General features: G+C 59.7%; 13 protein-coding genes. 7 read left to right on the forward strand and 6 right to left on the reverse strand.

The window, feature by feature from the left end; all coding sequences use genetic code 11:
• Window positions 1-59 precede the first annotated feature (59 nt).
• Complete coding sequence (rhlB, locus tag PVT68_RS17035) at window positions 60-1574, forward strand: ATP-dependent RNA helicase RhlB (RefSeq protein ID WP_280320198.1); 1515 nt, start codon at window positions 60-62, stop codon at window positions 1572-1574.
• A gap of 62 nt (window positions 1575-1636) precedes the next feature.
• Here rhlB and PVT68_RS17040 read toward each other — a convergent pair whose 3' ends face one another.
• The 6 genes from PVT68_RS17040 to gatC all read right to left on the reverse strand — a co-directional run bounded on the left by PVT68_RS17040 (window position 1637) and on the right by gatC (window position 7547).
• Window positions 1637-2515, reverse strand: coding sequence for a PPK2 family polyphosphate kinase (locus PVT68_RS17040; protein WP_280320199.1), 879 nt, complete (start codon window positions 2513-2515; stop codon window positions 1637-1639).
• Window positions 2516-2607: 92 nt separating this feature from the next.
• Complete coding sequence (gene cysZ, locus PVT68_RS17045) at window positions 2608-3534, reverse strand: sulfate transporter CysZ (RefSeq protein WP_280320202.1); 927 nt, start codon at window positions 3532-3534, stop codon at window positions 2608-2610.
• A 4-nt stretch (window positions 3535-3538) separates the two neighbouring features.
• A complete protein-coding gene (locus PVT68_RS17050) occupies window positions 3539-3835 on the reverse strand; it encodes a PA4642 family protein (protein ID WP_280320204.1) in 297 nt (98 codons plus the stop codon).
• Between the two features lie 416 nt (window positions 3836-4251).
• Window positions 4252-5715, reverse strand: a complete 1464-nt coding sequence (gene gatB, locus PVT68_RS17055) for an Asp-tRNA(Asn)/Glu-tRNA(Gln) amidotransferase subunit GatB (protein WP_280320206.1) — start codon at window positions 5713-5715, stop codon at window positions 4252-4254.
• Between the two features lie 11 nt (window positions 5716-5726).
• Window positions 5727-7193 carry an Asp-tRNA(Asn)/Glu-tRNA(Gln) amidotransferase subunit GatA gene (gatA, locus tag PVT68_RS17060; protein WP_280320208.1) on the reverse strand — a complete coding sequence of 489 codons (1467 nt, stop codon included), beginning with the start codon at window positions 7191-7193 and terminating at the stop codon, window positions 5727-5729.
• A gap of 66 nt (window positions 7194-7259) precedes the next feature.
• Window positions 7260-7547: an Asp-tRNA(Asn)/Glu-tRNA(Gln) amidotransferase subunit GatC gene (gene gatC / locus PVT68_RS17065; RefSeq protein WP_280320210.1), complete on the reverse strand. Its 288-nt coding sequence runs from the start codon at window positions 7545-7547 to the stop codon at window positions 7260-7262.
• Window positions 7548-8048: 501 nt separating this feature from the next.
• Between gatC and PVT68_RS17070 the strand changes: the two genes are divergently transcribed.
• The 6 genes from PVT68_RS17070 (at window position 8049) to PVT68_RS17095 (ending at window position 17146) form a co-directional block, all read left to right on the forward strand.
• Window positions 8049-9083, forward strand: coding sequence for a rod shape-determining protein (locus tag PVT68_RS17070; RefSeq protein ID WP_043318714.1), 1035 nt, complete (start codon window positions 8049-8051; stop codon window positions 9081-9083).
• Between the two features lie 165 nt (window positions 9084-9248).
• Window positions 9249-10028: a rod shape-determining protein MreC gene (gene mreC, locus PVT68_RS17075; RefSeq protein WP_280320215.1), complete on the forward strand. Its 780-nt coding sequence runs from the start codon at window positions 9249-9251 to the stop codon at window positions 10026-10028.
• 4 nt (window positions 10029-10032) lie between these two features.
• Entirely contained in the window at window positions 10033-10512 is a 480-nt protein-coding gene (mreD, locus tag PVT68_RS17080; protein WP_280320217.1) for a rod shape-determining protein MreD, read from the forward strand.
• 148 nt (window positions 10513-10660) lie between these two features.
• Window positions 10661-11299 (forward strand): Maf family protein, encoded by a 639-nt coding sequence (locus PVT68_RS17085; RefSeq protein WP_280320218.1) that lies wholly within the window; start codon window positions 10661-10663, stop codon window positions 11297-11299.
• Window positions 11300-11305: 6 nt separating this feature from the next.
• Window positions 11306-12793, forward strand: coding sequence for a ribonuclease G (gene rng, locus PVT68_RS17090; RefSeq protein ID WP_280320220.1), 1488 nt, complete (start codon window positions 11306-11308; stop codon window positions 12791-12793).
• Window positions 12794-12856: 63 nt separating this feature from the next.
• Entirely contained in the window at window positions 12857-17146 is a 4290-nt protein-coding gene (locus PVT68_RS17095; protein ID WP_280320222.1) for a YhdP family protein, read from the forward strand.
• The last annotated feature ends 27 nt before the right edge of the window (window positions 17147-17173 follow it).

Genomic DNA, 17173 nt, shown 5'->3' on the forward strand with positions numbered 1-17173 from the left:
GCGTGGCGGCGTCCAGGTTCGCTCCCGGCGAGTCTGCGAACACTTTAGCGAGCAATCCGTTGATAGGTAAGTTTTTCCGTCGTTCGACTGACAAGCCACAAAGTGCCCCGGAAGGGCATAAAGCCACCAGCTCCGGCGCCGACAAGGCCGCAGCGCCCCACAGCGGTAACGAGGCAAAATCCGGCAGCGGTCGCCAGCGCAACCGGCGCCGTAGTGGCAAGGGGGATAGCGGAAGAAGCGATAACAGTGTTCGCAAGCCGCAGGCACAGACGCCGTGGTCTCTGGATGAATTTGCGGTGCCGGAGCAGGAAGGCAAGGTGCGCTTCCACGATCTGGACCTGCCCCTGCCACTGATGCACGCTATTGCCGACCTGGGTTTCCAGTACGCGTCGCCCATCCAGGGTCAATCGCTCCCGCACACACTCAACGGCCACGATCTGGTGGGCAAGGCCCAGACCGGTACTGGCAAGACGGCCGCCTTCCTGATTACCGTGATCGACGACCTGCTCAAGCACCCGTTTGACGGCGAGCGGTACGCCGGTGAGGCCCGCGCCCTGATCATCGCGCCCACCCGCGAGCTGGTGATGCAGATCGCCGACGACGCCAAAAACCTGTGCAAATACACCGATCTGGAGATTCACACCCTGGTCGGCGGTATGGATTACCAGAAACAGCAGAAAGCCCTGAACGAGCGTCTGGTGGACATTCTTGTCGCCACACCGGGTCGTCTGCTGGACTTCGTCAGCAACCGCGACTGTTTCCTGGATCAGGTGGAATTCCTGGTGATTGACGAGGCCGATCGCATGCTGGATATGGGCTTTATCCCTCAGGTGCGCCGTATCGTGCGCCAGACGCCGCGCAAGACCCACCGCCAGACGATGTTTTTCTCCGCCACCTTTACCCCGGAAGTAGACGATCTGGTGGAGCAGTGGACCGCAGAGCCGGTCATCGTGGAAATCGAGCCGGAGCGCGTTGCCACTGACACCGTCACTCAGCATGTTTATCTGGTTTCGGGCGAGGAAAAATACCCGCTGTTGTACAACATCGTGCAACAGGACGATGTGGAAAGCCTGATTGTGTTCGCCAACCGCCGCGACCAGTGTCGCCGCCTGCACGAGCACCTGCTGGCCCATGGCATTAATGCCGGACTACTGTCCGGTGAGGTCGCGCAGAACAAGCGCGTGCGCACCCTGGAAGATTTCAAGACCGGCAAATCGAAAGTGTTGGTTGCCACCGATGTGGCGGGTCGCGGTATTCATATCGACGGCATCAGCCATGTGGTGAATTACACCCTGCCGGAAGAGCCGGAAGATTACGTGCACCGCATTGGCCGTACCGGCCGAGCGGGCAAGAGCGGTACCTCCATCAGTTTTGCCTGTGAAGATGACGCGATGCGTCTGGAGCCCATTGAGGCCTTGCTGGGCAACAAACTGAAGTGTGAAGTACCGCCTGAAACGCTGCTGGTAGCGCCGCCAAAAGTGGAAGTGAAGTACAGCAGCGGTGATCGAGGGGATCGTGATCGCGGTGGAAATCGCGGTGGTGGTCGTCGAGGCGGTGGTCGCCCGCGCCGGTAACTTCTTACGGCCTCCGGAGACTCCGGGGGCCGTTTTTCTTTCTGCGACCTGCGCAACTTGCGCTAGTCATTCAGGAGCAATTTGCGGTACTTGAGCAGTTCCTTGTGTCGCGCTTTTGAGACTTTCGGGTAGCACATATCCATCCCTTCCAGCGCCTCCAGCACCGCACAGGCGACGATCAGGCGCATATTCTTCTTGTCGTCAGCCGGTACCACGAGCCAGGGTGCATGGGGCGCTGCGGTCTCGTTGATCATGTCTTCAAACACGCGCTGATAGTCATCCCAGAACGTCCGCTCTTTCACGTCCGCTTCTGAAAACTTCCAGTTCTTGTCCGTTTCATCAATACGTGCAAGAAAGCGTTTGCGTTGCTCGTCGCGGGACAGATTCAGAAAAAACTTCAGCAGCAGTGTGCCGTTGTCCACCGTATAGCGTTCGGCGGCTCGGATAGCCTCGAAGCGCCCGGCGAATAAGGCGTCCAGGTCGCGGGTCTGTTCGCCGGGAATTTTCTGGTATTCCGTCACCAGCTCAGGGTGCACCCGGCACACCAGGACTTCTTCGTAGTACGAGCGATTAAATACCCCGATATTGCCGCGGCGGGGCATGGCGACGGCGGTGCGCCAGAGGAAATTGTGCTCCAGCTCGGTCTCGCTGGGATGCTTGAAGGAGGTAATTTCGACACCGTGAGGATTGACGCCGTTGAAGACGGCGCGAATGGTGCCGTCTTTGCCTGCGGCATCCAGTGCCTGAAAAATGGTAAGTAGGCTGTAGCGGTCGTAGGCATACATCATCCGCTGTCGCTTATCGATAGCGTGGCGCAGTTTGCGGATTTTGTTGTTGTAGTCCTTTTTGTCCGAATACAGGGGAGCAATCCGTGTGGGATACACTCCCTTGCGATAGGTCTTATTGCCCTCGAATCGGATTTCACTCCAGTCAATTTTCATATACCTCACTGCCTCGCCGGAAGACTCGTCTGTGGTTAAGACTAGACAATCACGGCGAGACCTTGAGGTTGTGGTAACAATGGAATACCACGTTATTTTTTGTCGGGGCCGCTGATCCCTTTCGGCCATTTTTTTGCGGGGGGGCTTGGCAGGCTCTCGGGTGCAGGTGGTGCGCCATCGAGTTCGCTCGATTGTCCGCTATTCGGCCCTTTCCCCGGATCGCCTTCCGCCCAGATTCTCTCAACCCACAATGCGGTTCCGCCGGCCACCGCTGCTGGCATGACGAAGATATTCAGGACGGGCACCATCTTTGCCAGCATCACGCTGCCACCGAATCCGAGAGTGGTGAATTTCTTGCGCATCAGTACGCGTTTCAGTTCACTGAAGGAGCGCTGGTGGTTATCGAGCGGATAATCCACATACTGCACCGCCATGCACCAGGCACCCCACAGGGCGGTGAGTATGGCGGGGATGAATACGGTCCAGCTGGTGAGCAGGGCGATGATAAAAATTACGATGCCCCAGCCAATAAAGTACAACAATTTGCGCAGTTCGCGCCCGAGGGTCCGAAATACCATACTGTGCAGGGCTTCCGGGGGCGGTGGGTGGCCGGTAAGCAGCTCTTCGACTTTCTCGGCGAGCAACCCATTGAACGGCGCGGCGATGATGTTGGTGATGATGCCGAACAGGTAGCCGTACACCATAAAAAAAAGCACGACTACGGCGATGGCGATAAGCCAGGCAAGCCACTGGAACATGCTTGCCGCCCAGTCTGCCCCCTTGGCGAGGATCGCCCGCCACCAGGACATGTTGGAGGTGTCGACCGGGGTGTCGGAAAGGAGGCTGCCGATATAGCGGCCGAGATCGTCGAATTGGCTGACCATCATTATGCCCAGTGCGACAAACAGCACCAGGTTGATGAGCAGGGGGAAAATGATGAATGGGCGCAGCTCTTTCCGGGTAAGCAGCTGCGCCCCCCGGATCAGTGCGTGTACGCCGTGTGCCGGGTTGGAGGTCATGGTGTTATTCCGCTCCTGCTGCGCGCAGGATATCTGCGTACTCGGTACCCTGTGTATGTTCCCCGATGCGCGCCAGTAATGTCTGGCCCTCCGGGCTCTGGCTGTTCAGGTCCAGTCCCTGTTCCTTGAACAGACGCACGAAGGTTGCAAAATTTTCTGCTTTCATACCGCGGTACGCCCGCTCCAGCAGGTAGAAATCGCGATTGAATCCTTCCGGCGCCTCACCTACCAGGAATTCAGCGATACGTGCGTCGTCAAATACTTCGCCGAGGACTTTTTGTTTGTCTTTTTTCAGGCTCACTTGTTTATTCCTTCTGTAGTCTGTTCTTGCTTTGGTGCCGGTGCCACGTCCGACCGAGCTTGGTGTATTTGGTGGCGGCGCTGCTGCCGGTATTTGTTTGCGAGACACGAGCTAGGCGCCCCCCCTCAACCCATCCCTGGGGGCTCTGCACCGCCATCCATGGCGGTGAAGGTTTCGCAAACAAATCCCGGCAACAGCGCCTTCGCTCCAGGGTTCAGCGTGTTTGTTTTACGTACTTGTGCGAAGTGCGTTACGTGAAGTGAAGGCCGGGTGCCGGGTGAAGCTTTTCGAAAGCGTCGCAAACAGGGATGTATTCCCAAGGGGACGCCTAGTTCGGTTTCGAAAAGCCTCACCCGGTACTTGGCCGCCACCGGGCCTGCTTGAAGTGGGCCCGGTAGCTTGAAGCGCTGAAGCACTTACAAAAGCGCGTCCAATTTCTGCTTCAGAATCTGATTGATCATCTGCGGATTCGCCTGCCCTTTGGAAGCCTTCATGATCTGACCAACAAAGAATCCCATCATTTTGGGGCGTTTGTCAGGATCCGCATTGCGGTAATTTTCCACTTGGGCCCCGGCAGCAGCGATTACCTCGTCCACCAGCTTCTCGATGGCACCGGTGTCGGAAACCTGCTTCAGGCCCTTGGCTTCAATCACGGTATCCGCATCGCCTTCACCATTGGCCATCGCCTCAAATACCTGCTTGGCGATTTTGCTGGAAATGGTGTTGTCTTTAATGCGTTCGATCAGGCCTGCCAGTTGCTCCGCAGACACCGGCGAATTGCCAATGGACTTGTCATCGCGGTTCAGCAGCGCCGCCAGCTCACCCATCATCCAGTTGGCGGCCAGCTTGGCCTCGCCGGATTTGGCCGCTACCTGTTCAAAGTATTCCGCAGTGCCGCGATCCTGAGACAGCTGGTCTGCGTCGTAGGCAGATAGGCCATAGTCCTTTTCGAAGCGGGCACACTTGGCGTCCGGCAGCTCCGGTAACTCGCTTCGGATCTGCTCGATATATTCATCGGAAATAACCACCGGCAGCAGATCGGGGCAGGGGAAGTAGCGGTAATCATTCGCCACTTCCTTGCTGCGCATGGAGCGTGTTTCGTTTTTATCGGAATCGTACAGGCGGGTTTCCTGTACCACCTTGCCGCCGTCTTCAATCAGGTCGATCTGGCGTTGGGCCTCTACCTTGATCGCTTTTTCGATAAAGCGGAAGGAGTTGAGGTTCTTGATCTCTGTACGGGTGCCCAGTGTTTCCTCTCCCTTGAGGCGCACGGAGACGTTGGCATCACACCGCAGGGAGCCCTGGGACATGTCGCCGTCGGAAATACCCAGGCAGGTAACGATACCGTGGATCTTCTTCAGGTAAGCCACCGCTTCTGCAGCACTGCGCATATCCGGTTCGGAGACGATTTCAATCAGCGGGGTGCCAGCGCGGTTCAGGTCGATGCCGGACATCCCGTGGCCAGATTCAAAAATAGCTTCATGCAGGGACTTGCCTGCGTCTTCTTCCAGGTGTGCGTGGTGCAGGCGCACGGTCTTGCTGCTGCCATCTTCCAGGTGAATCTCGATTTCACCAGCGCCTACAATGGGCTTTTCCAGCTGCGTGGTCTGGTAACCTTTGGGCAGGTCCGGGTAGAAATAGTTTTTGCGTTCAAACACCGAGCGCTTGCCGATTTCCGCATTCATGGCGAGACCGAACATGACCGCATAGCGGAAGGCCTCTTCATTGGGGACCGGCAAGGTGCCTGGCATGGCCAGGTCGATTGCGCAGGCCTGAGTATTGGGTTCGGCGCCAAAGGCGGTGCTCGCGCCGGAGAAAATTTTTGATTGGGTGGAGAGTTGTACGTGTACTTCCAGCCCGATGACTACTTCCCATTCCACGTCGCGTCTCCTTATTGTGCTGCCGGGGTTGTTACTGGGGCCGTTTGCTGGTGCCAGTCGGTAGCCAGCTGGTACTGGTGGGCGACGTTCAGCATGCGCGCTTCATCCAGGTAGTTACCAATAATCTGCAGGCCCACCGGCAGCCCGTGCGCGAAACCGCAGGGCAGGGACATGCCGGGCAGGCCGGCCAGGTTGGTGGCGATGGTATAGATATCTTCCAGATACATAGCCACCGGATCGGCATTTTTCTCGCCAAGTTTGAACGCCGGATTCGGTGCGGTGGGCCCCATGATCACATCGACTTTCTGGAAGGCGTCGACAAAATCCTGCTTGATCAGGCGGCGTACCTGTTGCGCCTTGTTGTAATAGGCATCGTAGTAACCGGCAGACAGGGCGTAGCTGCCCACCAGAATACGGCGTTTCACTTCCTCGCCGAAGCCTTCACCGCGGGAGCGCATATAGAGGTCGCGTAGATCCGCCGGGTTTTCGCAGCGGTAGCCATAGCGCACACCGTCAAAGCGGGACAGGTTGGCGGAGGCCTCCGCGGGGGCGATTACGTAGTAGGCGGGTACTGCCAGTTTGCTGTGGGGCAGGCTGATTTCAACCAGTTCGGCTCCGAGTTTTTGGTAGGCTTTCAGGGCCTCCTGTACCCGCGCGCCCACCTCTGGATCGAGACCTTTACCGAAGTACTCGGCGGGAACACCAATCTTGAGGCCGGCGATGGAGTCGTTCAGGTGCGCGCTGTAATCCTGGGTTGGACGGTCCAGGCAGGTGGAGTCCTTCTTGTCTGGGCCCGCCATCACCGACAGCATCAGCGCCGCGTCTTCCGCGCTGCGAGCGATGGGGCCGCCCTGGTCGAGACTGGACGCGAACGCGATCATGCCCCAGCGTGACACGCGGCCGTAGGTGGGTTTGAGGCCGGTGGTGCCAGTCATGGCGGCGGGCTGGCGGATGGAGCCGCCGGTGTCGGAGGCGGTGGTACCGGGCACCAGCTGTGCGGCCACGGCGGCCGCTGAGCCGCCGGAAGAGCCACCGGGAATCCGCTCAGGATCCCAGGGGTTTTTCACTGCGCCGTAAAAACTGGATTCATTGGAAGAGCCCATGGCGAACTCGTCCATATTGGTTTTGCCAAGGCTCACAGCGCCCGCGTGCAGGAAGTTGTCCACCACGGTGGCGTCGTAGGGCGGCACGAAATTGTCGAGCATTTTCGAGCCGCAGCTGGTGCGCACACCGGTGGTACAGAAAATGTCCTTGTGCGCGATGGGTACGCCGCACAGGGCCGGGGCGTCGCCCTGGGCCAGTCGGGCATCGGCGGCGGCCGCCTGTTGCAGGGCCTGCTCACCGGTAACGGTAATAAAACTGTTGTAGTGGCTATCCAGCTGTTGGATCCGCTCCAGCAGGTGGCTGGTGATCTCGACGCTGGAGAACTGCCTGTCGCGCAGGCCGCGAATGATCTCGGCGATGGTCAACTGATGCATGGGAAATCCGGTTTCTTCTCTATTTTTAAAGTCGCATTCGACGATTGCGGTTCAGTCGATGACCCGTTAATCGATGACTTTTGGTACCAGGTAAAGTCCAGCCTCGGACTGGGGAGCCAGGGCGAGAAACGCTTCGCGTTGATTGGGCTCGGTCACTTCGTCTTTGCGCAGCACCTGAACTTCGTCCAGGGGGTGTGCCATGGGCTCGACCCCTTCGGTATTGACCGCCTGCAGCTGGTCTACCAGCTGCAGCACGTCGCCCAGGCTGCGGCTGACTTCGTCGATGGTTTCTTCTGAAATGGCAATGCGGGCCAGTTCGGCCAGCTTTTCTACGGTTTGCGCGTCCACGGCCATGGGGGTAGAGACTCCAGCTTCTCGTAGGCTAATTTGCGGTCACGTCCGGATACCCGGGGTGCCTGTGGGAATTTCAGTGGCAACTCCACCGAAACTGGCGGCCCACCAAAATTAAAGGAGCGCAAATTTAGCATATTTGCCGGGGAATCTCCCAAGCTCGGAAGTATTTTCGGCCCATTGCTCTGGGCTTACCCGGCGGCGCAGCGCGGAATGCTGGGTGTGCCGAATCTGGCAATATCGGATTGGGCCTGATTCAGCCTTGCTCTGAACCCGCGCCATTGTTAGAGTTTGCCGATTCTGGCCATCCCTCGTGAAAAGTTGGCTGATTTATTGAATGACGGGCGAAAACGCCGCCCGGAACACAGAATTATTTGCGCGGACTAACTACCCTGTAACGCTTTCCCCGCCGGAAGCGCTGCAGGGAGTGGTGTTTGCGCTACGCGGCACCTGAACCTGATATCGCTTCAGGTGTTGTATTTCAGATTAAGGTAACTGAATTCCATGTTTAAACGTTTGCGGGGCATGTTCTCCAGTGATCTCTCCATCGACCTGGGTACCGCCAACACGCTGATCTACGTCCGCGACCGCGGTGTAGTCCTGGATGAGCCCTCCGTGGTCGCCATCCGCCACTATAACGGCACCAAGATTGTGGAAGCCGTGGGTGTGGAAGCCAAGCGTATGCTCGGTCGTACCCCCGGTAACATCACTGCCATCCGCCCGCTGAAAGACGGCGTGATCGCCGATTTCCAGGTGACCGAAAAGATGCTGCAGCACTTTATCAAGAAAGTGCATGAGAACAGCTGGATGCGCCCGAGCCCACGGGTTCTGGTGTGTGTACCCTGCCAGTCGACCGAGGTGGAACGCCGCGCAATCCGCGAATCTGCCCTGGGCGCCGGCGCCCGCGAGGTCTGGCTGATCGAAGAACCCATGGCCGCGGCTATCGGCGCCGGCCTGAAGGTGGAGGAAGCCAGCGGTTCCATGGTGGTGGATATCGGCGGTGGGACCACCGAAATCGCCATCATCTCCCTGAATGGCGTGGTGTATTCCGATTCCGTTCGCATCGGCGGTGACCGCTTCGACGAGGCCATTGTCAATTATGTGCGCCGCAACTACGGCAGCGTAATTGGCGACGCGACCGCGGAGCGAATCAAGGAAGAGATCGGCTGTGCCTACGCCGGCAGCGAAGTGCGCGAGATCGATGTGCGCGGCCGCAACCTGGCGGAAGGGGTGCCGCGCAGCTTTACCCTGAACAGCGACGAAATCCTGGAAGCGCTGCAGGAGCCGCTCACCGGCATCGTGCAGGCGGTGAAGAGTGCACTGGAGCAGTCTCCCCCTGAATTGGCCTCGGATATCGCCGAGCGCGGTATGGTACTGACCGGCGGTGGCGCGCTGCTGCGGGATCTCGACCGTCTGTTGATGGAGGAATCCGGCCTGCCGGTGATCGTGGCCGATGATCCGCTTACCTGTGTTGCCCGTGGCGGCGGCCAGGCACTGGATATGATGGACAAGAGCCGTCTTTATCTGGTTTCCAACTGATACCATCCGGTGGCGCCAGGGTCGGTGCCGCCATCTCCGTTGCGCAAGGACTGCGTGTACCACCAATAAAAACATCGTCTTTGACCTGTTAATGGGGGCCTGCCCATTAAACCGCTATTTACCCGAGGTCCATCGCCGGAATCCCGCATTGTTGTGCTGGGGCTGGTGGCTGCGATCTTGATTGTCGTGAATCTCTATACCGACTGGTTGGACCCGGTGCGTGAGCGCCTGTCCAGTCTCGCCGCGCCTTTCTACTGGATTACCGGTACGCCATCCCGTGTGGGGGATTGGGCGGGAGATCAGCTGCGCACCCGGGAGGAACTGGTAGAAGAGAACAGCCGCCTGAAGCATCAGGTGATGTTGCTGGAACAGCAGACCCAGTTGCTGGCAGCGGTGCGAGCGGAAAACACCCAGCTCAAGGAACTGATGAACTCCGCCGAAAACGTGGACCAGCGGGTGCTGGTTGCCCAGGTGATCGGCGTGTCTCCAGATCCCCTGGAGCAAGTGCTGATTATCGATAAAGGGCGCCGCGATGGCATCCGCCAGGGCGCCGCGATCATGGATGCCAGCGGTTTGTTGGGGCAGGTGATTGAAGCCGGGGATATTTCCAGCCGGGTACTGCTGATTACCGATGCCAACCACGCGCTGCCGGTGCAGGTATTGCGCAACAGCCTGCGAGCGGTGGCGGAGGGCACTGGTGACTTGTATCGCCTCAAGCTTCGCCATCTCGCGAATACCAGTGATATTCGCGAGGGCGACCTGTTGCTCAGTTCAGGACTGGGTGGCCGCTTTCCCGCGGGTTATCCGGTGGGGGAGGTGATCGCCGTCAAACGGGATCCTGGACGCGCTTTCGCCGATGTGGATGTTCAGCCTCGGGGGCTGATGAACCGCAGTCGGTTTGTGCTGGCGGCGATTGGCGATCAGGAAGCCCCAGCGCAGGATTGATACCATGGATGCCCACAATCGCTGGTTTATTCTACTGACAGTCGTAGTGGCGCTGCTGCTGTCGGTGATGCCCCTGCCTACCAACTGGATGTGGTTCCGCCCTGCATTCTGCGCCCTGGTGGTCATCTTCTGGACCACCCGTATGCCCCAGGAGCTGGGTGTGGGGTTCGCCTGGATGGTGGGATTCGCGGCAGACCTGGTGACTGGAGCTGCCCTCGGTGCCCATGCACTGGCGCTGGCGGTGCTGGCCTATTTCAGCCTGCTGACTTACCAGCGCACCCGGGCTTTCAATCCTGCCCAGCAACTGATGTGGGTGTTTGTACTGGTGGGAATCAATCAGCTGTTGGGGAATTGGGTGCACGGTCTCGCCGGCAAACCGGTGTCTGGGCTCACTTTCCTGTGGCCCGCGCTGACGACGGCTCTGTTGTGGCCACTGGTCACCCCCTGGATGAATCACACCGCTTCCCGCTTGCGGGTGCGTTAGCGCCTGGCAGAGTGAATGCAAAAGAGTGTTAAGCGCACAAGGGGTGCGGTTATTTTTCGATCTATGCGGCTATAATCAGCCCTTCAGTCGACCACCTACAACTGATACATAATCATAAGCAGTGCCTGTGCCACACTCCGAAGCTCAAGTGAGCCCGCAACAACGCCTTATTCTGGCCTCCGCCTCACCGCGGCGGGCAGAGCTGCTTCGGCAGATTGGCGTGTCCTTTTCTACTGCCGCCACCGATGTTGAAGAAATTCGCCGGGTTGATGAACCTCCCGGGGATTACGTCTTGCGCCTGGCGCAGGAGAAATCTCGCGCCGGCCTGGCACTCGCTGTCGCCGGGGGCGCCACTGGCGATAATATCTGGTCGCTTGGGGCCGATACCCTGGGCGTTGTGGATGGCGAAATCCTCGAAAAGCCCCGCGACTTCACCGATTTTGTACGCATGATGCGTCTGATGTCCGGTCGCGAACACTCGGTATTGAGTGCTCTCTGTCTAACCGGTAAGGGAGCGGCGTTCTCGGATGTGGTGGAAACCCGGGTCCGCTTCCGCGAGTTGGACCGGCGCCTGATCGAAGGATACTGGGAGACCGGGGAGCCCGCGGACAAGGCCGGCGGATATGGTATTCAGGGGATGGGGGCAATGCTGGTAGAGTCCATACATGGCAGCTACAGCAACGTAGTGGGCCTGCCGCTGGAAACCCTCGCGGGTTTTTTCGAGCGGGCGGGCATTGAATATTGGCAGTCCGGCAACCCCAAGGCCCAGGGAAGAATCAGGAGTTAGCAGTCCGTGAGCGAAGAATTACTCATCAATGTGGCGCCCATGGAGACCCGCGTCGCGCTGGTGGAAAACGGTGTACTGCAGGAAGTCTACCTGGAGCGCAGTGCGCGTCGGGGTATTGTTGGCAATATCTACAAGGGTAAGGTGGTGCGGGTACTGCCCGGGATGCAAGCGGCATTCGTGGATATCGGCCTCGAGCGAGCCGGGTTTATTCACGCCTCGGATATCGCGCCACTGGACGAAGACGGCATGGAATCCCGCGAGGGGGAAGTGGCGGATATTCGCGCCCTGGTACGCGAGGGCCAGTCACTGGTGGTACAGGTCGTGAAAGACCCCATTTCCAGTAAAGGGGCGCGCCTGACCACACACCTGTCGGTTTCCGCGCGCTATCTGGTGTATATGCCCCAGACCCGGCATATTGGCATCTCCAACCGCATCGAGGACGAAGGTGAGCGCGAGCGACTGCGGTCACTGGTGGACCTGGCGTCGGCGAAGCTGGCGGAAGAGGGGCACAGTGGCGATGGCGGCTTCATTCTGCGCACCGTGGCAGAGGGCGTGAGCGAAGAGGAACTGCTGCGGGATATCCCGTTCCTGTACAAATTGTGGAGCGAGCTGGAGCAGCGCATCAAGTCGGAGAAAGAGCCGGCCATCATCTACGAAGACCTGCCGCTGTTCATGCGCGCCCTGCGGGATCTGGCGCGCCCGCACACGGAAAAGATCCGTATCGATTCCCGCGAGGCCCATGCCCGCGCGGCCAATTTTGCGGGCAAGTATGCCCCGGAGATCGCCCCGCGTATCGAACACTACCCGGGTGAGCGCCCGCTGTTCGACCTGTACGGGGTCGAGGAAGAGATTCGCAAGGCCCTGCAGAACAAGGTGACCCTGAAGTCCGGCGGCTACCTGATTGTCGAGCAGACCGAAGCCATGAGTACCATCGACGTCAATACCGGTGCGTTTGTGGGCCATCGCAATCTGGAAGAGACCATCTTCAAAACCAATCTGGAAGCCGCCACTGCTATTGCCCGCCAGCTGCGCCTGCGCAATCTCGGCGGCATCATCATCATCGACTTTATCGATATGCTGGATCCTGAGCACCAGCGCCAGGTGCTGCGCACCCTGGAAAAATCCCTGGAGCGCGATCACGCCAAAAACAGTATTACCGGTGTTTCTGAGCTGGGGCTGGTGGAAATGACCCGCAAGCGGACGCGCGAGTCTCTCGGTCAGATGCTGTGTGAACCCTGCCCGGTGTGTGCCGGACGCGGCACCCTGAAAACTCCGGAAACCGTGTGCTACGAAATTTTCCGTGAGATCATCCGCGAGGCGCGCTCCTACGACAGCGACAAAATCATGGTACTGGCCAGCCAGGTGGTAATAGACCTGCTGCTGGACGAAGAGTCTGCCAATGTGGCGGACCTGGAAGAATTTATCGGTCGCCCCATCCAGTTTCAGGTGGAGCCCATCTACAACCAGGAGCAGTACGACATTGTACTGGTGTGACCCCATCAACAGACTCCGCTGCCGTCCGAGTCTGCGCGATACCGTCAACGGGAGGCCATCCTGATGTCGTGGTTGCGCTGGTGTGCGCGCAAGTTCTGGTTGCTGGTGGTCGTGGTGGTGATTTCACTGGCGATCCTGGTGCAGACCGGGCGCATCCTGTCACCCCAGGTGGGCAAGTACAGTCCGCAGATCAGCGACCTGCTTTCGGAGCGCCTGGGCGCGCCGGTCACCCTTGAGAATATCTCTCTGCGCTGGCAGGCGCTCGAGGTAGCGTTGCAGATTGACGGCCTCAATATTGGCGCCGGCGGGCAGCTCAGGCTGCAGCGGGGCCTGTTCCACATCGACCTGCTCAACAGTCTCTGGAATCGAGAACTGATCTGGAAAAACCTGGAAGTCGATGGTTTTTCCGCACAGCTGGAACAGCGTGCGGCGGGGGGATGGCAGGTGCGGGGATTCCCCCTCGCTGCTACCGGCACTGACAAAACGGCGACCAGCGGAGTGCGTCTCGTAGACCCGGCGCGGATTTTCCAGCTGGGGCCCAAAGTCATCGTGCGCGATGCGCGTATCGGCCTGACTCTGACCGACGGCCAATCCGGCACCCTGGAGCTACCGGAAATCCTGCTGGAAAATGGCGGTGATTTCCACCGTCTGGTGGCGCGGGCATTTGTCACCGGTGCCATGGAAAGTTTGCACAGTGGAGAAGAAAGCCTGCGCCTGGTGTTGGAGGGGCATGGCGACCCTCGCAACAAGGATGAATTCTCCCTGCGTGGCTACGTACAGCTGAACGAACTGCTGATCGACAAGGATCTCGTGTCTCTGTTGTACCAGTTGTCACCGCTGCCGGAAAAACTCTACTGGCCAGGGAGAAAGCTGGCGGGTGGGCGTCTCTGGCTCACCTCGGATGCCCGCACCGGCTACAGCCTCCAGGGCCAGTTGAATCTGTCGCAGAGGGCGGCGACTGAGTCACAGGATTCGCAACAGGGTGAGCCACACCAGACCCATGGTGCCCTGGAAACCCTCGATGCCCTGTCGAGCAATATTTCCGGGCACTGGCGTCCCGGTGAATCCTGGGAGCTGGTGCTGCAGGAATTGGGGCTTAACTGGCAGCAGCTGGAAGTGCCGGATATCAATGTGCAGGCCAGCGGCGACCAGGCTGGCAACCTGCACCTGGCAGTGGACCAGATTGAACTGCAGGCCTGGCACCGGGTACTGCGGGTATTGGAGTTGATTCCGGAAAAAGCCGACGAGTGGCTGCGGGCGCTTGAGCCCACAGGAGAGGTGAAGCGGGTGCGCCTGTCCCGTGTCGACGGTGAGGTCTCGTTGGCGGCGAACCTGCACAATGTCTCCGCCGGTGCCCATCGCGGTGCCCCTGCAGTGACTGGCGTGAATGGATACCTCAACCTTAACGGGCAGGGTGGGCGCGTCGAGCTGGACAGTGACGCGGACTTCAGCGCCCATTTTCCCATGCTCTACGATGCCCCCTTCGCGTTCGGCGCGGCGCGCGGCACGGTGGCCTGGGATATAGATAAGGCGGCAAATACGGTTTCCGTGTATTCCGGCCCGCTGTTGCTAGACGCCGTTGCCGAGCCGGCAGCGGATACGGTGCCGGCGGCGGGTAATTTCCGCGGCCAGTTCCTGCTACAGATTCCCTTTCAGCCCCATACCCGCGCGACGGATTTCACCCTCGCCCTCGGCCTCCGCGATGTCGCGGTGAGCGAACAGGGTAATCTGGTGCCGACGGTGGTTGGCGACGATCTGCGCAATTGGCTGAGTGAAGGGGTTGGTGCCGACAACCCTGGCCGCATTTCCAAAGCGGGGTTTCTATACCGGGGCTACAGCTACAGCGAGGGCGAAAGCGCGGAGCTGTTGGCTCTGGGACAGCACGAAAATCGCCAGACGGTGCAGTTGCAAGCGGATATTTCTGACAGTCGTCTCAAATATGCCCCGGACTGGCCGGCGGCAGAAAATGTTCGCGGGTATCTGGGAATCAGCGATCGCGAAGTCGTGGTGGTGGCACCGGAGGCGCGGTTGTGGGATGTCGATGGTGCCAATGTGATGGTGCGGGTGTCTCCGGAGACCACCGGCTCACGGCTACAGGTACGCGCGGAGCTGGCGGGGCCTGCCGCGGATGGTCTCAAGCTGCTGCGGGATTCCCCATTGCGGGACAAGCTGGGGAACGCGTTCGACAACTGGGCGTTGGAGGGCAATATGCAGGGTACCCTGCAGATCACCCAACCCCTTGGCGGCGCAGAATTCGAGCCCAGCCAGCAGGTGGACCTGTCCCTGGCGGACGCACACCTTTCCCTGCAGAGCCTGCAACTGGATATCGATGGGCTGAGTGGCGATGTGCGCTACCACAGCGAGAACGGCCTTGAAGGTTCCAGCTTTCGCGGCACCCTGTGGGGACGCCCCCTGCGTGCGAGCATTCAGCATGTGGGCACAGGAGAAGAGCGGGATACCCAGGTGGTTGTTCGCGGTGAGGCGCGCACCAACAGTATTGCCAGCTGGAGCCGGCGACCGGAATTGCAGTGGGTGGACGGCAGTCTTGAATACACTGCGCGCATCACCATTCCCGCCCAGACCAAGAAAAAACCCTACGGCGCGGTGCTGGAGCTCTCGTCGGATCTCAACGGGGTCGCGGTCAATCTACCCGCCCCCCTGGGCAAGGCGCCGGGGGACAAATCCCGCTTTGTACTTCGTGTACCCATTGGCGATGAGGGCAACCTGTACCACCTGAGTTACGGTGAACATTTGCAGGGGCAGATCTGGCAGGTGGGCGGTCAGCTGGAGCGGGCGGCGATCGCGCTCAATGCGGGGGTGCGTTTGCCCGAAGCGCCGGGAATTTCTGTTGTCGGTGACCTGTCGTTGGTGGATCTGGCGCCCTGGAAGCGGGCCCTGGAAATCTACACCTCCGACGGGCCTGCCGGGGGCCAGGCGTCATTCGGTAGCGAATCACCTTTGCCCATCAGCCTGGATCTCAGTACCGATCTGCTGCGTCTCTCCGAGTCGACCCGGATCGAAAATATACACGTGCGCGGCCGCGGTCTGGGTGCCGACTGGCAACTGGATTTCGACAGTGAAATGGCCGCGGGCAACCTGCACGGCGTGATGAATGCCGAAACACCGATGCAGCTGGATTTGAGCCACCTGCGTCTGCCCGCCTTGCCGTCCGGCAAATCTGCGGGGGCGGGTGACGGTGGCGAACCTGCCGGGGCGAGCGCCTCGCCGGAGGACCGCTGGCAGGGGTTCGATTTTTCCGGTCTGCCCAAGATGGACTTCAGTACCGACAGCCTGTGGCTGGGGGATGAGGACATGGGTCCCTGGTCCTTCGAGTTGCGGCCCTCACAGGATCGTTTGGTGGTAAGCGATATCAGTGGTGCCATGCGCGGCATTCGTATCGAAGGCCGCGGTGAAGCGGAGAATCGTCTGGGTGCCCAGCTGATGTGGATGCGGGACGAGAATGGCCGCGAATCCTCCCAGTTTATCGGCCGCCTCAGCAGCGAAAACCTCGGCCGCGTACTGCAGGCCTGGGGACAGGAAGCGGCCATCGAAAGTAGTGCCGCGGTGTTCGATACCGCGCTGCGCTGGAACGGCTCACCGGCAATGGTGAACCCCAACAGCATGAATGGTGAGATCCGCATTGATATCCGCGATGGCCGTTTCCTGCGCGCCAGCGACAATGCCGGTACTTCACTATTGCGCTTGCTTTCACTGTTCAACTTCGATACCTGGGCGCGGCGCCTGCGCCTGGATTTTTCTGACCTGGTACAGAGTGGTCTGACCTTCGACCGGGTGCATGGAGAGGTCTTCTTTGAAGGCGACGGCGAGTTGTTGATCGCGGTACCGATTCAGGTGGAGGGGCCTACCAGCGAGTTGCAGATGGCGGGGCGGGTCAACCTACAGCGGGAAGACTTGAACCTCACGCTGGTCGCTACTCTGCCGGTGGGCAACAACCTCGCGTTTGTGGCCGCGCTCGCCGGAGGCCTGCCGGCGGCGGCGGGGGTATACCTGATCAGTAAGGTATTCAAAAAGCAGGTGGACCGGGTTGCCAGTGTCAGTTACCGCATCAACGGTGAGTGGTCGGATCCTGAAGTGCGTTTCGACAAGCTGTTTGACGATGGTGCGGCAGGCCGCGAAGGCAAGAATGCAGTAGCGGAACGGGCGCGGAAAATACAGGAGTTGAAATACCTGGAGGAACTGCCGCAGCAAAGTATAGAAAGTGTCGATAGTGCCGGGAAACCGGGTGCTGAGGCAGGGTCTGAGGTCCGCTCCACATCCGGTACGACACCGCCTGGCCCCTGGGCGCCGGAGCAGCTCCGGTTTCCAATTGGTGCAGGCACAGGCGCAGGTTAACGGCTAGAGTTGCAAAAACCGAATAAT

This window comes from Microbulbifer bruguierae, from assembly GCF_029869925.1.
Classification (GTDB): Bacteria; Pseudomonadota; Gammaproteobacteria; order Pseudomonadales; family Cellvibrionaceae; genus Microbulbifer; species Microbulbifer bruguierae.